Origin of the sequence: Pseudomonas cichorii (assembly GCF_015471405.1) — a bacterium.
GTDB classification, from domain to species: Bacteria; Pseudomonadota; Gammaproteobacteria; order Pseudomonadales; family Pseudomonadaceae; genus Aquipseudomonas; species Aquipseudomonas serbiensis.
The window spans coordinates 360,070-376,978 of sequence record NZ_BLVZ01000007.1 but is presented as its reverse complement, the minus strand read 5'-3'; the positions used below and the strand labels follow the sequence as shown (position 1 = coordinate 376,978).

Genomic DNA, 16,909 nt, shown 5'->3' with positions numbered 1-16,909 from the left:
CGCTATGGCCGAACGAGTAAACGGGATTTTGAAAACCGAGTTTTTACTCCATCGGCCTAAAGATCTGGCTGATGCAGTGAAAATGGTGGATGAGTCAGTGCTGATCTATAACGAAGAGCGGCCTCATCTGGCCTTGAAATACAAAACGCCCGATGCGGTGCATCGGGCGTTTTGAGACTGAAACAGGTGTAAACCTATTTCAGGACTAGACACGCATTTCGCGAATGAATTGGCTCCTACACTGTGGGAGCCAATTCATTCGCAAAGACGGTGCGCTTAGATAGCGCCGCGAGTACGAAGCAGATCCAGCACCAGCTTGACGCCCTCTTCCACGCTCAACGACTGTGTATCGATCACGAGGTCGGCATCCAGCGGTACGTCGTACGGGAAAGATTCGCCTGGGATGTTGTCGCCATCGGCGGCATACAGACCTTGCGGATCACGCTCGCGGCAGGCGCTTGGCGAAGCCTGGACGTAGACGGTCAACAAACGTTCCTTGCCAAGCAGCGCCTTGGCGCGCTCACGGCCTTCTGCATCCGGTGCGACGAAGGCTGCCAGGGTCAGCAGGCCGGCTTCGTTGAACTGACGGGCTACGTGAGCAGCACGGCTCCAGTTCTCGGTACGACCGGCACGGTTCTGTGGCAGACCTTTGTTCAGGTCGTGACGCAGGTTCTGGCCATCGAGGACATAAACCGCACGCCCCATGTCGAACAGCTTGCGCTCGACCGCGTAGGCCAGCGTGCTTTTGCCTGCGCCCGACAGACCGCTGAACAGCACGGTAGCCGGTTGCTGACCGAAGCGCTGGGCGCGTTCCTGAGTCGACACGTGAGCCAGTTCGCCATGGTGATTCGCGCCGCCCGCACTGACTGGCTTGGCGATGATCATGCCCGCCGCGACAGTGCCGTTGGTCAGGCGATCAATGACGATGAACGCACCGGTGGTGCGGTTGCTTTCGTAACCGTCCAGCGCGATAGGTGCATCGAGGCTGATCTTGACGCGGCCAATCTCGTTCAGTTGCAAGGCGCTGGCAGGACCTTCGACCAGCGTGTTCACATCGACGCGATGTGTGATGCTGGCAATCGAGCCCGGCACGTAGCTGGTAGCGCGCTTGATGTCGTATTTCTTGCCCGGCAGCATCGGCTCTTCAGCCATCCATACCAGCATGGCATCGAATGCATCGCTGACTTGCGGAACGTTGTCGGCATGCACCAACAGGTCACCACGGGAGATATCGATCTCGTCTTCCATAGTCAGGGTCACGGCCTGGCCTGGACCTGCCTGCTCCAGTTCACCTTCAAAGGTGACGATGGACTTGATGCGACTGCTCTTGCCCGACGGCAGCACGACGATTTCATCGCCCTTATGCACGATGCCGCTGGCCAGAGTGCCAGCGAAGCCACGGAAGTTCAGGTTCGGGCGGTTGACGTACTGCACCGGGAAACGCAGGTCCGCATAGTTGCGGTCACTGGAGATCTCCACGGTTTCCAGAATTTCCATCAACGACTGACCGGTGTACCAGGGCGAACGCTCGCTCTTGTTCACCACGTTATCGCCCTTGAGGGCCGACATCGGCACGAATGCCATGGTGGTCGGCTTGAAGGCCAGGCCTTCGGCAAACTTCAGGTAATCGGCCTTGATCGACTCGAAAATGCTCTCATCGAAGCCATTGAGGTCCATCTTGTTGATGGCCACGACAATGTGCTTGATGCCCAGCAGCGAGGCGATGTAGCTGTGACGACGGGTCTGGGTCTGAACGCCATAACGGGCATCGACCAGAATGATCGCCAGATCGCAGGTCGATGCACCGGTCGCCATGTTACGGGTGTACTGCTCGTGGCCCGGCGTATCGGCAATGATGAACTTGCGCTTGGCAGTAGAGAAATAGCGATAAGCGACATCAATGGTGATGCCCTGCTCACGCTCGGCCTGCAGGCCATCCACCAGCAACGCCAGATCCACGTCATCGCCAGTGGTGCCGGACTTCTTCGAGTCGCGGGTAATGGCTTCCAGGTGATCTTCATAGATCATCTTGGAGTCATGCAGCAGACGCCCGATCAGCGTGCTCTTGCCGTCATCGACGTTGCCACAGGTAAGAAAGCGCAGCATTTCCTTGCGTTCGTGCTGGCCCAGATAGGCGAGGATGTCCTCGCTGATCAATTCGGATTGATGGCTCATAGGGTTTAAGCTCCAAGCTGTAAGCTTCAAGCGGCAAGCTTGTCGGCGTACAACTAGTCAGAATTTTTTTGTTATGAGCGCTCAAATACGCCCACAAAGGGCGGCAACCTGCAAAACCCCGAAGCTACGCAATGTGCTTCCAACTTGCAGCTTGCCGCTTGTAACTTGAAGCTTAGAAATACCCCTGCCGTTTCTTTTCTTCCATCGAACCTGCGCCGTCGTGGTCGATGACCCGGCCCTGGCGTTCGGAAGTTCGTGTCAGGAGCATTTCCTGGATGATGTCGGTCAGGCTGGTGGCTTCGGATTCGACGGCACCGGTCAGCGGGTAGCAGCCGAGGGTACGGAAGCGCACTTTCTTTTTGACGATGCGAGCCTTTTCCTCGTCGGTAAGGTGCTCGAGGATGCGATCGTCGTCGATCATGATCAGGGTGCCGTTCTTCTCGATGACGTCGCGCTCGGCTGCAAAGTACAGCGGCACGATCGGGATGCCTTCGAGGTAGATGTACTGCCAGATGTCCAGTTCAGTCCAGTTCGACAGCGGGAAGACGCGGATCGACTCGCCCTTGTTGACGTTGCCGTTATAGACGTTCCACAGCTCGGGACGCTGGTTCTTCGGATCCCAGCGATGCTTGCTGTCGCGGAACGAGTAGACACGTTCCTTGGCACGGGATTTTTCCTCGTCACGCCGCGCGCCGCCGAAAGCTGCGTCGAAACCATGCTTGTCCAGTGCCTGCTTCAGGCCCTCGGTCTTCATGATATCGGTGTGCTTGGCACTGCCGTGGGTGAAAGGGTTGATGCCCTGCGCAACACCATCAGGGTTGACGTGGGTGATCAGATCCAGGCCCATTTCCTCGACCATCTTGTCGCGGAAGCTATACATTTCCCGGAATTTCCACCGGGTATCGACGTGCATGACCGGGAACGGCAGTTTGCCCGGAAAGAAGGCCTTGCGTGCCAGATGCAGCATCACGGCAGAGTCCTTGCCGATCGAGTACAACATCACCGGGTTGTCGAACTCGGCGGCGACCTCGCGGATGATGTGGATGCTTTCCGCTTCCAGCTGTTTCAGATGCGTCAGTTTGTCAACCATGGTTACTCACGGATTGCAATCGTTGTGGGCCGGGAAAAATCCCCCCGGGCGGCCAGCGGGCCGTATTCGAGCCGCGCACTTTATCATGAGGGATACCGCAGGATCAGCGCGCTGGATAGATCGAAACGATCTATCCATATAGCTCGTCGTTTGGACCTTCCCAGACAGCGTGAAAACTGCTGCGCTCGGTCACGCTGAATTTTCACGCGCCTGTTTCAGATCGGATTCGGGCAATCGATGAAAATATGCTCAAGGGCAAAACGCCGTGCCAGGTAGTCACCCAAGGCCTGAACACCATAGCGTTCGGTGGCGTGGTGCCCCGCGGCGATAAAGCTGATGTCGTTCTCACGGGCACTGTGGAAGGTCTGTTCCGAGGCTTCGCCACTGAGGAACAAGTCCACGCCCTCAAGCACTGCCTGATCGATATAGCCCTGCCCTCCACCGCTGCACCAGCCGACACGACGGATCATCTGGCTACCTTCGATCAATAACGGCTCACGCCCCAGCGCGTCCTGCACGCGACGGGCAAAGTCGCGAGGCGTCACCGGCTCGGAAAGGGAACCGACCAGACCGACCACCTTGGGATTCTCGGGGTCCAGCGGACCTTCGACCGTAATGTCCAACTGGCGAGCCAACTGCACGTTATTGCCCACATCTGGATGCACATCCAGAGGCAGGTGATAGGCCAGCAGGCTGATGTCATGCTTGAGCAATGTCTTCAAACGACGCTGCTTCATGCCCACGACACAGGGATTCTCGCCCTTCCAGAAGTAACCATGGTGGACCAGAATCAGGTCGGCCTGAGCCTCGACCGCTGCGTCCAGCAAGGCCTGGCTGGCCGTCACACCACTGACGATACGCATGATCTGCGGACGACCTTCGACCTGCAAACCATTGGGGCAGTAATCCTGAATGCGGGCACTGTTGAGATAACGGTCGGCCTCTTCGACCAGGGTACTCAGGGCAACAGCCATAAAAGACTCCTAAATATGCAGTTCAGAGCTGCTTTGTGCTCGTATAATGCCCGCCATTATGGCGCACCCGCGGAAAAATCTTTGCGCCTGTAACCATCAGGACTTGCTCAATGTTAAAGGCACTGCGCTTTTTCGGCTGGCCATTGCTGGCTGGCGTGCTCATCGCCATGTTGATTATTCAGCGTTACCCGGAATGGGTAGGGCTGCCCAGCCGGGATGTAAACCTGCAACAGGCTCCCAAGGCCACTGTAGTGATGCAGGGCCCGACGTCTTATGCCGATGCAGTGAGTGCCGCTGCACCAGCCGTGGTCAATCTCTACACCACCAAGATGGTCAACAAGAGCAACAACCCCATGTTCGAGGACCCTCAGTTCAGAAGGTTCTTCGGCGACAACGTTCCCAAGCAGAAACGCATGGAATCCAGCCTCGGCTCCGGTGTGATCATGAGCCCCGAAGGCTACCTGCTGACCAACAACCACGTTACGACGGGTGCGGACCAGATCGTGGTCGCTCTCAAGGACGGTCGCGAAACCATCGCACGAGTGATTGGCAACGATCCTGAAACCGATCTGGCCGTTCTGAAGATCGACCTGAAAAACCTGCCTTCCATCACCATTGCCCGCTCCGACAGCATTCGTATCGGCGACGTGGCACTGGCCATCGGCAACCCGTTCGGGGTGGGCCAGACCGTCACCATGGGCATCATCAGCGCGACCGGCCGCAACCAGTTGGGCCTCAATACCTATGAAGACTTCATCCAGACCGACGCCGCCATCAACCCCGGCAACTCGGGTGGCGCGCTGGTGGATGCTGCTGGCAACCTGACCGGCATCAATACCGCAATCTTCTCCAAGTCAGGCGGCTCGCAAGGCATCGGCTTTGCTATCCCGACCAAACTGGCGATGGATGTCATGAAGTCGATCATCGAGCACGGTCAGGTCATTCGTGGCTGGCTGGGTATCGAAGTTCAACCCCTGACGCAGGAACTGGCCGACTCCTTCGGCCTGAAAGATCGCCCAGGGATTGTGGTCGCAGGAATCTTCCGCGATGGCCCGGCACAGAAAGCCGGCCTGCAACTGGGAGATGTGATCCTGAGCATCAATGGCGAACCGGCAGGTGACGGCCGACGCTCGATGAACCAGGTGGCGCGCACCAAGCCAAAGGACAAGATAGCGATTGATGTCATGCGCAACGGCAAGGAATTGCGCCTGAGCGCCGAGGTCGGCCTGCGGCCACCACCGGCACCGACGCCGGCAGTGAAGGAACAGTAAAACCGTCTTCGCGAATGAATTCACTCCCACACAGCAGGAGCGAATTCGTTCGCGAAAGAACTAGATCCCGCTCAACCCATCCAGCAAGGCCTGATTCTGCTCAGCCGTACCGATGCTGATACGCAGGAACTGGGCAATGCGCTCCTGTTTGAAGTGACGCACGATAACGCCCTGCTCGCGCAGCTTCGCTGCCAGGCCTGCCGCATCATGTTGCGGGTGGCGGGCAAAGATGAAGTTGGCCGCCGAAGGCAGCACTTCAAAGCCAATACCTTCCAGCTTCTCGACCAATGCCTCACGGCTGGCGATCACCGCATTACGGGTAAAATCGAAGTGCTCCCGATCTTCGAAGGCTGCGGTCGCACCGACAATCGCCAGACGATCCAGAGGGTAGGAGTTGAAGCTGTTCTTGACTCGCTCCAATGCCTCGATCAGATCAGGATGACCTACCGCAAACCCGACCCGCAGCCCGGCCAGTGAACGGGACTTGGACAACGTCTGGGTCACCAGCAGGTTCGGATAACGGTCAACCAGCGCTATCGCCGTTTCGCCGCCAAAATCGACATACGCCTCATCGACCACCACGACCGAATCCGGGCTGGCCTTGACGATCTGCTCGACCGCTTCCAGCGGCAGCAGGCAGCCGGTGGGTGCGTTCGGATTCGGGAAGATGATGCCGGCGTTCGGCCTGGCATAATCGGCCACGCGAATCTGGAACTTTTCGTCCAGTGCGACAGCGTCATAGTCAATGCCGTACAGACCGCAGTAGACCGGATAGAAGCTGTAGCTGATATCCGGGAACAGCAACGGCTTATCGTGCTGGAACAGTGCGTGGAAAATGTGCGCCAGCACTTCATCGGAACCATTGCCCAGGAACACCTGGCTGGCTTGTACGCCGTAATAGCCAGCAACCGCCTGCTTGAGCAGGTCGCTGTTGGGATCCGGGTACAGACGCAGATCATCGGTCAATGCAGCCCGCATCGCCTCAAGCGCCTTGGGCGAAGGGCCGTAAGGGTTTTCATTGGTATTGAGCTTGACCAACTTGGTCAGCTTCGGTTGCTCACCCGGCACATAAGGCACCAGACTGCTGACGAAAGGACTCCAGAATTTACTCATTACTTGCCTTCCTCTGTGCTGCCCGCACTCCAGTTGGTATCGGTGATACGGTACTCGGCACTGCGAGCATGGCCGGTCAACGATTCGCCACGGGCCAGGATCGAAGCGGTCTTGCCCAGCTCGGATGCGCCTTGCGGCGAGCAGTAGATGATCGATGAACGCTTCTGGAAGTCATAGACACCCAGCGGCGAAGAGAAACGCGCAGTGCCGGAAGTCGGCAGCACATGGTTCGGACCGGCGCAGTAGTCACCCAATGCCTCGGACGTGTGGCGTCCCATGAAAATCGCACCGGCATGACGAATCTGCGGCAGCCAGGCCTCAGGATCGGCAACCGACAGCTCAAGGTGTTCCGGCGCGATACGGTTGGCGACATCGATGGCTTGCTGCATGTCGGCCACCTTGATCAAGGCACCGCGGCCGTTGATCGAGGTTTCGACGATGGCAGCACGCTCCATGGTCGGCAGCAAACGGGTGATGCTGGCGGCAACCTTGTCGAGGAACTCGGCATCGGGGCTGACCAGAATCGCCTGGGCGTCCTCGTCGTGCTCGGCCTGGGAGAACAGGTCCATGGCAATCCAGTCCGGATCGGTCTGGCCATCGCACACCACGAGGATTTCCGAAGGCCCGGCAATCATGTCGATGCCGACCTGACCGAACACATGGCGCTTGGCAGTGGCGACATAAATGTTGCCGGGGCCGACGACTTTATCGACCTGAGGCACGCTTTCAGTCCCGTACGCCAGTGCGGCAACGGCCTGCGCGCCACCAATGGTGAAGACGCGATCCACACCAGCGATGCAGGCAGCGGCCAGTACCAGCTCGTTGATCTCGCCACGCGGAGTCGGCACGACCATGACCACTTCAGTCACGCCGGCCACTTTCGCCGGAATGGCATTCATCAATACCGATGAAGGATAAGAGGCCTTGCCACCTGGCACGTACAGGCCAGCACGATCCAGAGGCGTGACTTTCTGGCCAAGCACCGTGCCATCGGCTTCGGTGTAGCTCCAGGAGTCCTGCTTCTGCTTTTCGTGGTAGCTGCGCACCCGGGCGGCAGCCGTTTCCAGCGCCTGGCGCTGGGCCGGGGAAATGCGTGTCAGCGCCAGTTCCAGGCGCTCGCGAGGCAGGATAAGGTCAGCCATCGACGCCACTTGCAGGCCATCGAAACGCTGGGTGAACTCGACCAGGGCGGCGTCACCACGCTCACGCACGGCCTTGATGATGTCGAGCACACGCTGGTTGACCGAATCGTCAGACACACTTTCCCAGCTCAGCAGATGATCCAGATGTCGTGCGAAATCCGGATCGGCAGCATCGAGTCGGCGTATTGCAGTGGGAGTGGTCATAGCGATATCTCAATAAGTGGCGGATGCTCAGGTGCCATAAGCTACCAAGCTATCCGCGCAGGCACCTGAGAAATTTGGCTATGACACGGATAGCTGGACGCGACTCAAGGCCGCGCAATCAGATCAGCTGCGGTGTCGCGACTCCACTGCCTTGCGCAGTGTGTCGATGAGCGCCTGGATGCGCGCATGCTGCATTTTCATCGAAGCCTTGTTCACCACCAGACGCGAACTGATGGTTGCGATCAGTTCCTGGGGCTCAAGACCGTTGGCGCGCAAGGTGTTGCCAGTGTCGACCACGTCGATGATCTTGTCGGCCAGACCGATCAGCGGAGCCAGTTCCATCGAGCCATAGAGCTTGATGATATCGACCTGACGACCCTGCTCGGCGTAATAACGCTTGGCAACATTCACGAACTTGGTCGCCACACGCAGGCGGCCTTTTGGCTCGGCTGCGCCAATGGCTCCTGCGGTCATGAGCTTGCACTTGGCAATCTGCAGATCCAGCGGCTCATACAACCCCTGGCCGCTGTACTCCATCAACACATCCTTGCCCGCAACACCCAGATCGGCAGCGCCATGCTCGACATAGGTCGGCACATCGGTAGCGCGCACGATCAGCAGGCGTACGTCGTCTTGAGTCGTGGGGATGATCAGCTTGCGGCTCTTGTCCGGATTCTCGGTCGGCACAATGCCCGCTTCGGCAAGAAGCGGCAGTGTATCGTCGAGGATACGGCCCTTGGACAGTGCGATGGTCAACATGGAAAACGTAAGTCCTTATCAGGAAACTTTTGCCCTGCGCAGGTGGCCCAGAGCAACACTTGAGCCCGATATTACTGGCTCAAGGTAAAACGAATCAGAAATCGCACCAGCATGAATCAGGTGGCTCCACTCCCCCAGGGGCAGCAGAGCCACATGCTACTAGCCCGGAACGCGACGGATCTTGGCACCCAGCATTTGCAGCTTCTCTTCGATGCACTCGTAACCACGGTCGATGTGGTAGATGCGATCGATCAGAGTATCGCCCTGAGCAACCAGCGCCGAGATCACCAGACTGGCCGATGCACGCAGGTCGGTCGCCATCACAGGCGCGCCCTTGAGCACTTCGGTTCCGGTCACGATTGCAGTGTTGCCTTCAACCTGAATATGCGCGCCCATGCGATGCATTTCATAGACGTGCATGAAGCGGTTTTCAAAGATGGTTTCGATAACCGCACCAGTGCCTTCCGCGATAGCGTTGAGCGAGATGAACTGCGCCTGCATATCGGTCGGGAACGCCGGGTAAGGCGCAGTACGCACGTTGACCGCCTTGGGGCGCTTGCCGTGCATGTTCAGCTCGATCCAGTCTTCGCCGCTGGTGATTTCAGCGCCGGCTTCCTGAAGCTTGAGCAATACCGCCTCAAGAATCGTTGGGTCGGTGTCCTTGACCTTGACCCGGCCACCGGTGGCAGCAGCGGCAACCAGGTAAGTACCGGTTTCGATACGGTCCGGCATGACTTTATAAGTCGCTGACCCCAGGCGCTTCACGCCATCAATGGTGATGGTATCGGTACCGGCACCCTGGATTTTCGCCCCCATGGCGATCAGGAAGTTCGCCAGATCGACGACTTCAGGCTCGCGAGCGGCGTTTTGCAGGACGCTGCGGCCGTTTGCCAGGCTGGCAGCCATCATGATGTTCTCGGTACCGGTCACGCTCACGGTATCGAAGAAGAAGTTGGCACCACGCAGGCCGCCTTCAGGGGCCTTGGCCTTGATGTAGCCACCTTCGACATCAATGATTGCGCCCATGGCTTCAAGGCCACGGATGTGCAGGTCAACCGGACGCGAACCGATGGCGCAGCCGCCAGGGAGTGCGACTTCAGCTTCACCGAAACGGGCAACCATCGGCCCCAGCACCAGAATCGACGCACGCATGGTTTTCACCAGCTCGTACGGCGCAACCAGTGTCTTGATGGTGCGCGGGTCGATCTCGACGCTGAGTTTTTCGTCGATCACAGGCTCGATGCCCATCCGACCGAACAGCTCGATCATGGTGGTGATGTCGTGCAGGTGCGGCAGGTTCTGAACAACTACAGGCCCATCGGCCAGCAATGTTGCCGAGAGGATCGGCAGGGCGGAGTTCTTTGCCCCGGAAATGCGAATTTCGCCATCAAGACGAACGCCGCCGGTAATAATCAATTTATCCATTAGAATCTCGACACCAATTGGCTCAGGTGCGCTCGGCCCAGGCAGCGCGGCTGAAAAATTTCATAGTGACCGCGTGGATACTGCCATCGGCAATCCAAGGGTTCAGATGGGCATAGATGTTTTGCTGACGCTTGACGGGGCTCAGGCTGGCCATCTCGTCACTAATGATGTTCAGCTGGAAATTGCAGCCTTGGCCTTCAACTTCCACCTGGATTTCGGGCAGCTTTCCTTCAAGGAAGCTCTTAACTTCTACAGCCTGCATGCTTAACCTCGATCGGCGCCCTACGCGCGCGGGTCGGCCATCATACAAAAAAGCCCATGCTATGCGAACCCCAACGACGGGGCGCCAGACAAAGGGCTTTTCCGATAACCGCTATTAATGAATGTCCAAAAGCTCGCTCAAGCCCGATACCCGGGCAATTTCCCGCATATCCTCAGGCAATGACTGCACGCTGACCGACTTGCCTGCATCCTTGGCGTCACGCATGAACGCCAGCAACAAGGCAAGGCCTACACTGCTGGACTTCACCACACCGGAGCAGTCCAGAATCAGGTTCGACGCATCGCTGGACTTGATGAGGGCCGCGCCCTGCTTGCGCAGTTGCGGCCCGCTACGGTAATCCAGCACGCCCGTCAGCTGCAATTGACCCGGCGAACCAAGGCTTACGGCAGACTCACTCATTGCGCCGACTTCTGCGCAGCTTCGGTCGTCACTTCCTTGGCCTTGGCGACTTCACCTGCCCAGCCATCGATGGTCTTGTCCAGGTCGTTGCCATTACGCTGCATGGCGTCGGCGAACTGATCACGGAACAGCTTGCCGATGTTGATGCCATTGATGATGACGTTACGAACCTTCCACTCACCGTTGATTTTCTCAAGGGTGTAGGAAACAGGATAGACCGCGCCGTTATTGCCTTTTACCTGCATGTCGACGCTGGTGCGGTCCGCACCCTCATCCTTGGCTGGCGAAACGGTAATGCCCTGGTTGTTGTACTCAAGCAACGCATTGCCATAGAACTGCATCAGGCTGCGCTTGAAGTTTTCCTGGAAGCGCTGCATCTGCTCAGGCGAAGCCTTGCGCGAATACTTGACGGTCATGATGCTTCTGGAAATGCCGTCAGCGTCAACCACCGGGCCAACGATACGGTTCAAGGCATCGTAGAACGCGCTCGGATTGGATTTGTACTGCTCTTTATTGCTGGCCAGGTCGCTCAGCAACTCCTTGGTGGTGCGATCTACCAGGTCATGAGCAGACGGAGTTGTCGCCGCATTTGCCATCATGGGCAGCACGGCCAGCAATACCAGCAGACCACGGCGCAGGATAGAGATCATTTAAAGCTCCTCATTTGGCTTCTTTACTCACGGTATTGAGCAGGAATTTCCCGATCAGGTCTTCCAGCACAAGCGATGACTGCGTGTCATGGATCGTACTTCCATCCTTGAGCAGAGCCTGGTCACCACCCACGCTGATACCAATGTATTTTTCACCCAGTAAGCCGGCGGTCAGGATCGAGGCAGTGGAGTCGGAAGGCAGGTTGTCCACCTTCTTCTGGATCTCCAGCGTTACACGACCGGTAAAGGTGTCACGATCCAGATCGATTGCCGTTACACGGCCAATCGGGACACCCGCCATGCTCACCTTGGCTCTGACAGTCAAACCGGCGATATTGTCGAAGTAAGCGTAAAGTTTATAGCTGTCATTGGTCGCACTGGCGCTCAAGCCGCTGACACGCAGGGCGAGCAATAGCAAAGCCAGGATCCCGGCCAGCAGGAACAGGCCGACACCGGTTTCGATTGCGCGGTTTTGCATCAGAAATCTCCAAACATCAAGGCGGTCAGAATAAAGTCGAGGCCCAGCACTGCCAGCGAGGCATATACAACCGTTTTGGTCGTAGCCCGACTGATGCCCTCGGAAGTGGGCTCACAGTCATAGCCCTGGAACACAGCAATCCAGGTCACCACGAAGGCAAAGACGACACTTTTGATAACACCATTGAGCACATCACTGGTGAAGGAAACGCTGCTCTGCATGTTCGCCCAGAAGGAGCCTTCATAGACGCCCAGCCAGTCGATAGCGACCCAAGAGCCACCCCAGATTCCGACCACACTGAAAATGATCGCCAGCAGCGGCAGGGAAATGAACCCGGCCCACAGGCGTGGCGCAATGATGTACTTGAGCGGATCGACCCCGATCATCTCAAGGCTCGACAGCTGCTCGGTGGATTTCATGTTGCCGATCTCCGCAGTCAGTGCGGAGCCTGCACGCCCGGCGAACAGCAGCGCAGTGACCACCGGGCCAAGCTCGCGCAGCAGGGTCAATGCGACCATCTGGCCCACCGCCTGCTCCGAACCGTATCTGGCGAGGATGCTGAACCCCTGAAGCGCCAGCACCATGCCGATGAAAATACCGGACACGACGATGATGACCAGAGACATCACGCCCACAGAATACAACTGCTTGATCAACAGCGAAAAACCGCCGCCGATGCCACCACGCCCTACCAGGGCATGGCCCAGAAAGATGCCGGATCGCCCCAGCACTGCCACGGTATCAATGGCCGAACGCCCAAACAGGCGGATACGGTCCAGCAATGACTTATTGCGCATCAGCGCTTCCCCAAAAGATCTTCACGAAAATCCGGTGCCGGATAGTGAAACGGAACGGGGCCGTCCGGCTCGCCGGTCATGAACTGACGAATGCGCGGATTATCCGAGGACATCAATTCCTGCGGCGTACCCTGCCCCAACACCTGCCCGTCTCCGACGACGTACAGGTAATCCGCGATACTTGCCGTCTCTGAAAGATCATGAGACACCACGATGCTGGTTATCCCCAGCGCATCGTTGAGCAAACGGATCAGACGAACCAGCACCCCCATGGCTATCGGGTCCTGCCCGACAAAGGGTTCGTCGTACATGAGAATCTGCGGGTCGAGAGCGATTGCACGGGCAAGCGCCACACGGCGCTTCATGCCGCCGGACAATTCGTCAGGCATCAGCTCCAGAGCCCCACGCAAACCTACTGCCTGCAATTTGAGCAGGACAATGTCGCGGATCATCTCTTCCGGTAACTCGGTGTGAACGCGCAAGGGAAATGCAACGTTCTCGAACACATCCAGATCGGTGAACAACGCGCCGCTCTGAAACAGGACGCCCATGTTCTTGCGCGCATCGAACAGATCGCTGCGTGACAGCTCGGGCAGGTTCTGGCCATTGACCCAGACCTCGCCTGCACTTGGGCGCAACTGCGCCCCCATCAGACGCAGCAAGGTAGTCTTGCCACAGCCGGAAGGCCCCATGATCCCGGTGACCTTCCCTCTGGGAATACGGATATCGACATTACTGAATATGCTGCGCGTGCCGCGTTTGAAGGACACACCTTTCAAATCGACCGCGTAGGCGTCATCGGCGCTCATCTAAACTCCTTGCGATACAGCCTCTCCCTTCTCCTGCCGTGCTCTGACGAGAGACAGACAGTGCGGGCCAGCCGAACAAGCCGCGAACTATATCACCGCAGCAGCACGCCACCCAAGAAGAGAACCTGTTTGTTAGATACCCTGACGCACCTTGCAGACACCCTTTGCATGTTGAAATAAACCTCAGGACAGCCCTTGCAATAAACCTGAAAAGCTGAACAAGCAGCCCCGAATACAACTCCATGACGATCAGACGTGAGGGAATCGTACATTACCGCTATAATCGCCGCCTTTCAGCAAGCCGACTAATTCAAGATATGAGCCGATCCAGCGACCTGACTCAATCCGCGCAACGAACCATCCGCCTCGAAATGGAAGCCATACAAGGCTTGCTTGGCCATCTCGATGGCGATTTCGTGCGCGCGTGCGAAATGATTCTGGCCAGCAAGGGACGTGTCGTAGTGGTCGGCATGGGCAAGTCCGGGCACATCGGCAGAAAGATCGCCGCCACCCTGGCAAGCACCGGCACGACCTCGTATTTCGTGCATCCTGCCGAAGCCAGCCATGGCGACATGGGCATGATTACCCGTGACGACATCATTCTGGCCCTGTCCAACTCCGGCACGACCAATGAAATCGTCACGCTGTTGCCACTGATCAAGCGCCTGGGCATCCAGATGATCAGCGTGACCGGCAACCCGAACTCAGTCATGGCCAAGGCCGCCGACGTCAACCTCAACGTTCAGGTGGAACACGAAGCCTGTCCGCTGAACCTGGCGCCAACGTCATCGACAACCGCCGCTCTCGTGATGGGCGATGCACTGGCAGTTGCCCTGCTTGAAGCCCGTGGCTTTACCGCCGAAGACTTTGCGTTCTCGCACCCTGGAGGCGCATTGGGTCGACGCCTGCTGCTGAAAGTCGAGAACGTCATGCATACCGGCGACACCCTGCCCAAGGTACAGCGCGGCACCCCGCTACGCGATGCACTGCTTGAAATGACCCGCAAGGGCCTGGGCATGACCGCAATCGTCGACGCCGACGGCAAGCTGGCCGGGATCTTCACCGACGGCGACCTGCGCCGCACGCTGGATCGTCCGATCGATATTCGCGAAACCACCATTGATGAAGTCATGACGATTCACGGCAAGACGGCCCGCGCAGACATGCTTGCAGCCGAAGCCCTGAAGATCATGGAGGATCACAAGATCAGCGCCCTGATCGTCGTCGACGCCAAAGACCACCCGGTAGGTGCGTTCAACCTGCAGGATCTCCTGCGTGCGGGTGTCATGTAATGGCCGCCACCCTGTTTGCGAAAGCCCCGAATCCGGGCCATGAGCATGAACAAGTCACCTATCCGGCCGACGATCTGCCAGACTTGCCATTGATCCGGCATGTCAGTCGCGAACAGGGCAGCCTCGAAGCAGCCCAATCCGCCTCCTTATAGAAGCCATTTTTTATGTTCAACAAGAAAGTTCGTACGTTTCTGCTTTTCGGGGTGCTGGCGCTGCTGCTTGCCGCAGCGGGCTACTGGAACATAAGCCCGGAAAGCTTCATGGATCAGCCTGTCGCCACAAAAGACGACACCGCTATCGACTATTACGCCATCAATGCCCATAGCGTGCAGTACCTGCCCGACGGCAAGATGCAATACGACATGACCGCAGACAAGGTCGAACACGTCAAGGCCACGGATGTGACCCTGCTGACCAAGCCCGATCTGCATATGTACCGCGGCACCCTGTTCCCGTGGCACGTCCAGAGTGAACGCGGCGAAGTTTCGCCTGGCGGCACAGAGGTCGAACTGATCGATTCGGTACGTGTTGCACGCACCGACGAAAAACAACGTACGACTATCATTACCAGTAGCCGTATGACCGTATTCCCACAGAAGCAATATGCGCAGACCGAGCAAATCGTTAGAATCGACGCCGCTGGCGGTGTAACGACAGCCAAGGGAATGAAAGCGTATTTGAACGACGGCAGGATGGACCTGCTGTCCAACGTAAGAGGACAGTATGAGTCTCGTTAAAACTCTTCCTTTTTTGCTCGGCCTGGGCGCAGCACTGGGAAGCCCGAGCGCCTGGTCCCTGCCAACCGACCGCGATCAGCCTATCCACATCCAGTCTGACGACGCGCAGCTCGATGACAAGAAAGGCGTTGCCACCTACAAAGGTAACGTCATCATCACTCAGGGTTCGATGAAGATCACCGGCAACACCGTGACCATCACTCGTAATGCCCAAGGCGAAGTCGACGTATTCACCTCCGTCGGCAACCTTGCCTATTACGAGCAGAAACCCTCGGTAGACAAGCCGATCGTGCAGGCTTATGGCGTGACCATCCAGTATTACGCGGCACAAGACCGCATCGTGCTGATCGACAAGGCCAAGGTCATCAATGACGGCAACACCTCCGAAGGCGAGAAGATCGTCTACGACACCGTGAAGCAGATCGTCACTGCCGGCCGCGCCAATGGCGGCTCCAAAGTGACTGCGCCACGCCCGCGGATCGACATGGTCATCCAGCCCAAAAAGAAAACCGAACAGCAGAAGGCCCAGTAAATGGCGACGCTTAAAGCCCAGCACCTGGCTAAAAGCTACAAGAGTCGTCAGGTCGTACGCGATGTCAGCCTGTCCATCGACAGCGGTCAGATCGTAGGCTTGCTCGGCCCTAACGGTGCAGGCAAGACGACCTGCTTCTACATGATTGTCGGCCTGGTACAGGCCGATCAGGGCCGCGTCCTGATCGACGACCTCGATGTCAGCCACCAGCCGATGCACGGGCGCGCCCGTGCCGGTATTGGCTACCTGCCACAGGAAGCCTCGATCTTTCGCAAGCTGTCCGTGGCCGACAACATCATGGCCATCCTTGAAACCCGCAAGGAACTCGACGGCGCTGCACGTCGCAAGGAGCTGGAAAGCCTGCTTCAGGAATTCCACATCACCCATATCCGCGACAACCTGGGCATGAGCCTTTCGGGTGGCGAACGTCGCCGCGTGGAAATTGCCCGCGCACTGGCCACTGCCCCCAAGTTCATCCTGCTCGATGAGCCTTTCGCAGGCGTTGACCCCATCTCGGTGGGCGATATCAAACAGATCATTCATCACCTGAAAGCCAAGGGCATCGGCGTGCTGATCACCGATCACAACGTCCGCGAAACCCTGGATATCTGCGAAACCGCTTACATCGTCAACGATGGACAACTGATTGCCGAAGGCGACTCGCAAACCATTCTGGCCAACCAGTTGGTGAAAGAAGTCTACCTCGGCCACGAGTTCCGCCTGTAGTCGACCCTGTGTGAGCTCTTTTGATGCGAGCTTTGCCTGGACATCCTGTTGAC

Annotated in this window: 20 protein-coding genes; 7 read left to right on the top strand and 13 right to left on the bottom strand. The window is 57.8% G+C overall.

Annotated elements, in window-relative coordinates:
• Positions 1-175 (top strand): integrase core domain-containing protein (locus JL015_RS13635; protein ID WP_201018799.1); only part of this gene is annotated, 175 nt, incomplete at its 5' end.
• A gap of 101 nt (positions 176-276) precedes the next feature.
• Here the strand turns inward: JL015_RS13635 and cysN are convergent.
• From cysN to JL015_RS13620, 3 genes are all read right to left on the bottom strand, one after another.
• Entirely contained in the window at positions 277-2,175 is a 1,899-nt protein-coding gene (cysN, locus tag JL015_RS13630) for a sulfate adenylyltransferase subunit CysN (RefSeq protein WP_201018798.1), read from the bottom strand.
• Between the two features lie 172 nt (positions 2,176-2,347).
• A complete protein-coding gene (gene cysD / locus JL015_RS13625; RefSeq protein WP_201005743.1) occupies positions 2,348-3,265 on the bottom strand; it encodes a sulfate adenylyltransferase subunit CysD in 918 nt (305 codons plus the stop codon).
• A gap of 215 nt (positions 3,266-3,480) precedes the next feature.
• Positions 3,481-4,239, bottom strand: a complete 759-nt coding sequence (locus tag JL015_RS13620; RefSeq protein ID WP_201005753.1) for a Nif3-like dinuclear metal center hexameric protein — start codon at positions 4,237-4,239, stop codon at positions 3,481-3,483.
• Positions 4,240-4,349: 110 nt separating this feature from the next.
• Between JL015_RS13620 and algW the strand changes: the two genes are divergently transcribed.
• Complete coding sequence (gene algW / locus JL015_RS13615; RefSeq protein ID WP_201005755.1) at positions 4,350-5,510, top strand: Do family serine endopeptidase AlgW; 1,161 nt, start codon at positions 4,350-4,352, stop codon at positions 5,508-5,510.
• A 60-nt stretch (positions 5,511-5,570) separates the two neighbouring features.
• On the opposite strand, the gene hisC is transcribed toward algW, so the two are convergent.
• The 10 genes from hisC to JL015_RS13565 form a co-directional block, all read right to left on the bottom strand.
• Positions 5,571-6,623, bottom strand: coding sequence for a histidinol-phosphate transaminase (hisC, locus tag JL015_RS13610; protein WP_201018797.1), 1,053 nt, complete (start codon positions 6,621-6,623; stop codon positions 5,571-5,573).
• On the bottom strand, positions 6,623-7,969 hold the full coding sequence (gene hisD, locus JL015_RS13605; RefSeq protein WP_201018796.1) for a histidinol dehydrogenase: 1,347 nt from the start codon (positions 7,967-7,969) through the stop codon (positions 6,623-6,625). The genes hisC and hisD overlap by 1 nt, the downstream gene beginning before the upstream one ends.
• A gap of 123 nt (positions 7,970-8,092) precedes the next feature.
• Positions 8,093-8,728, bottom strand: coding sequence for an ATP phosphoribosyltransferase (hisG, locus tag JL015_RS13600; protein WP_201005761.1), 636 nt, complete (start codon positions 8,726-8,728; stop codon positions 8,093-8,095).
• A gap of 159 nt (positions 8,729-8,887) precedes the next feature.
• Complete coding sequence (gene murA, locus JL015_RS13595; protein ID WP_025261767.1) at positions 8,888-10,153, bottom strand: UDP-N-acetylglucosamine 1-carboxyvinyltransferase; 1,266 nt, start codon at positions 10,151-10,153, stop codon at positions 8,888-8,890.
• Positions 10,154-10,175: 22 nt separating this feature from the next.
• Positions 10,176-10,415 (bottom strand): BolA family protein, encoded by a 240-nt coding sequence (locus JL015_RS13590; RefSeq protein ID WP_025261768.1) that lies wholly within the window; start codon positions 10,413-10,415, stop codon positions 10,176-10,178.
• A 114-nt stretch (positions 10,416-10,529) separates the two neighbouring features.
• Entirely contained in the window at positions 10,530-10,835 is a 306-nt protein-coding gene (locus JL015_RS13585; RefSeq protein ID WP_201018795.1) for an STAS domain-containing protein, read from the bottom strand.
• Complete coding sequence (locus JL015_RS13580) at positions 10,832-11,485, bottom strand: MlaC/ttg2D family ABC transporter substrate-binding protein (protein WP_201005765.1); 654 nt, start codon at positions 11,483-11,485, stop codon at positions 10,832-10,834. The genes JL015_RS13585 and JL015_RS13580 overlap by 4 nt, the downstream gene beginning before the upstream one ends.
• A 10-nt stretch (positions 11,486-11,495) precedes the next feature.
• Positions 11,496-11,963 (bottom strand): outer membrane lipid asymmetry maintenance protein MlaD, encoded by a 468-nt coding sequence (mlaD, locus tag JL015_RS13575; RefSeq protein WP_201005766.1) that lies wholly within the window; start codon positions 11,961-11,963, stop codon positions 11,496-11,498.
• On the bottom strand, positions 11,963-12,760 hold the full coding sequence (gene mlaE, locus JL015_RS13570; RefSeq protein WP_201005767.1) for a lipid asymmetry maintenance ABC transporter permease subunit MlaE: 798 nt from the start codon (positions 12,758-12,760) through the stop codon (positions 11,963-11,965). Before mlaE ends, mlaD begins: the two co-directional genes overlap by 1 nt.
• The gene (locus JL015_RS13565) at positions 12,760-13,569 is read right to left on the bottom strand and encodes an ATP-binding cassette domain-containing protein (protein WP_201005768.1); all 810 of its coding nucleotides are present in this window, start codon (positions 13,567-13,569) and stop codon (positions 12,760-12,762) included. Before JL015_RS13565 ends, mlaE begins: the two co-directional genes overlap by 1 nt.
• Positions 13,570-13,886: 317 nt before the next feature.
• Between JL015_RS13565 and JL015_RS13560 the strand changes: the two genes are divergently transcribed.
• The 5 genes from JL015_RS13560 to lptB are packed head-to-tail and all read left to right on the top strand — an operon-like array spanning position 13,887 to position 16,856.
• The gene (locus tag JL015_RS13560; RefSeq protein WP_201018794.1) at positions 13,887-14,861 is read left to right on the top strand and encodes a KpsF/GutQ family sugar-phosphate isomerase; all 975 of its coding nucleotides are present in this window, start codon (positions 13,887-13,889) and stop codon (positions 14,859-14,861) included.
• Complete coding sequence (locus tag JL015_RS13555) at positions 14,861-15,013, top strand: hypothetical protein (protein WP_201018793.1); 153 nt, start codon at positions 14,861-14,863, stop codon at positions 15,011-15,013. The genes JL015_RS13560 and JL015_RS13555 overlap by 1 nt, the downstream gene beginning before the upstream one ends.
• Positions 15,014-15,025: 12 nt before the next feature.
• The gene (gene lptC / locus JL015_RS13550) at positions 15,026-15,598 is read left to right on the top strand and encodes an LPS export ABC transporter periplasmic protein LptC (protein ID WP_201018792.1); all 573 of its coding nucleotides are present in this window, start codon (positions 15,026-15,028) and stop codon (positions 15,596-15,598) included.
• Positions 15,585-16,130, top strand: a complete 546-nt coding sequence (lptA, locus tag JL015_RS13545) for a lipopolysaccharide transport periplasmic protein LptA (RefSeq protein ID WP_201005774.1) — start codon at positions 15,585-15,587, stop codon at positions 16,128-16,130. The genes lptC and lptA overlap by 14 nt, the downstream gene beginning before the upstream one ends.
• On the top strand, positions 16,131-16,856 hold the full coding sequence (lptB, locus tag JL015_RS13540) for an LPS export ABC transporter ATP-binding protein (protein ID WP_201005775.1): 726 nt from the start codon (positions 16,131-16,133) through the stop codon (positions 16,854-16,856).
• The last annotated feature ends 53 nt before the right edge of the window (positions 16,857-16,909 follow it).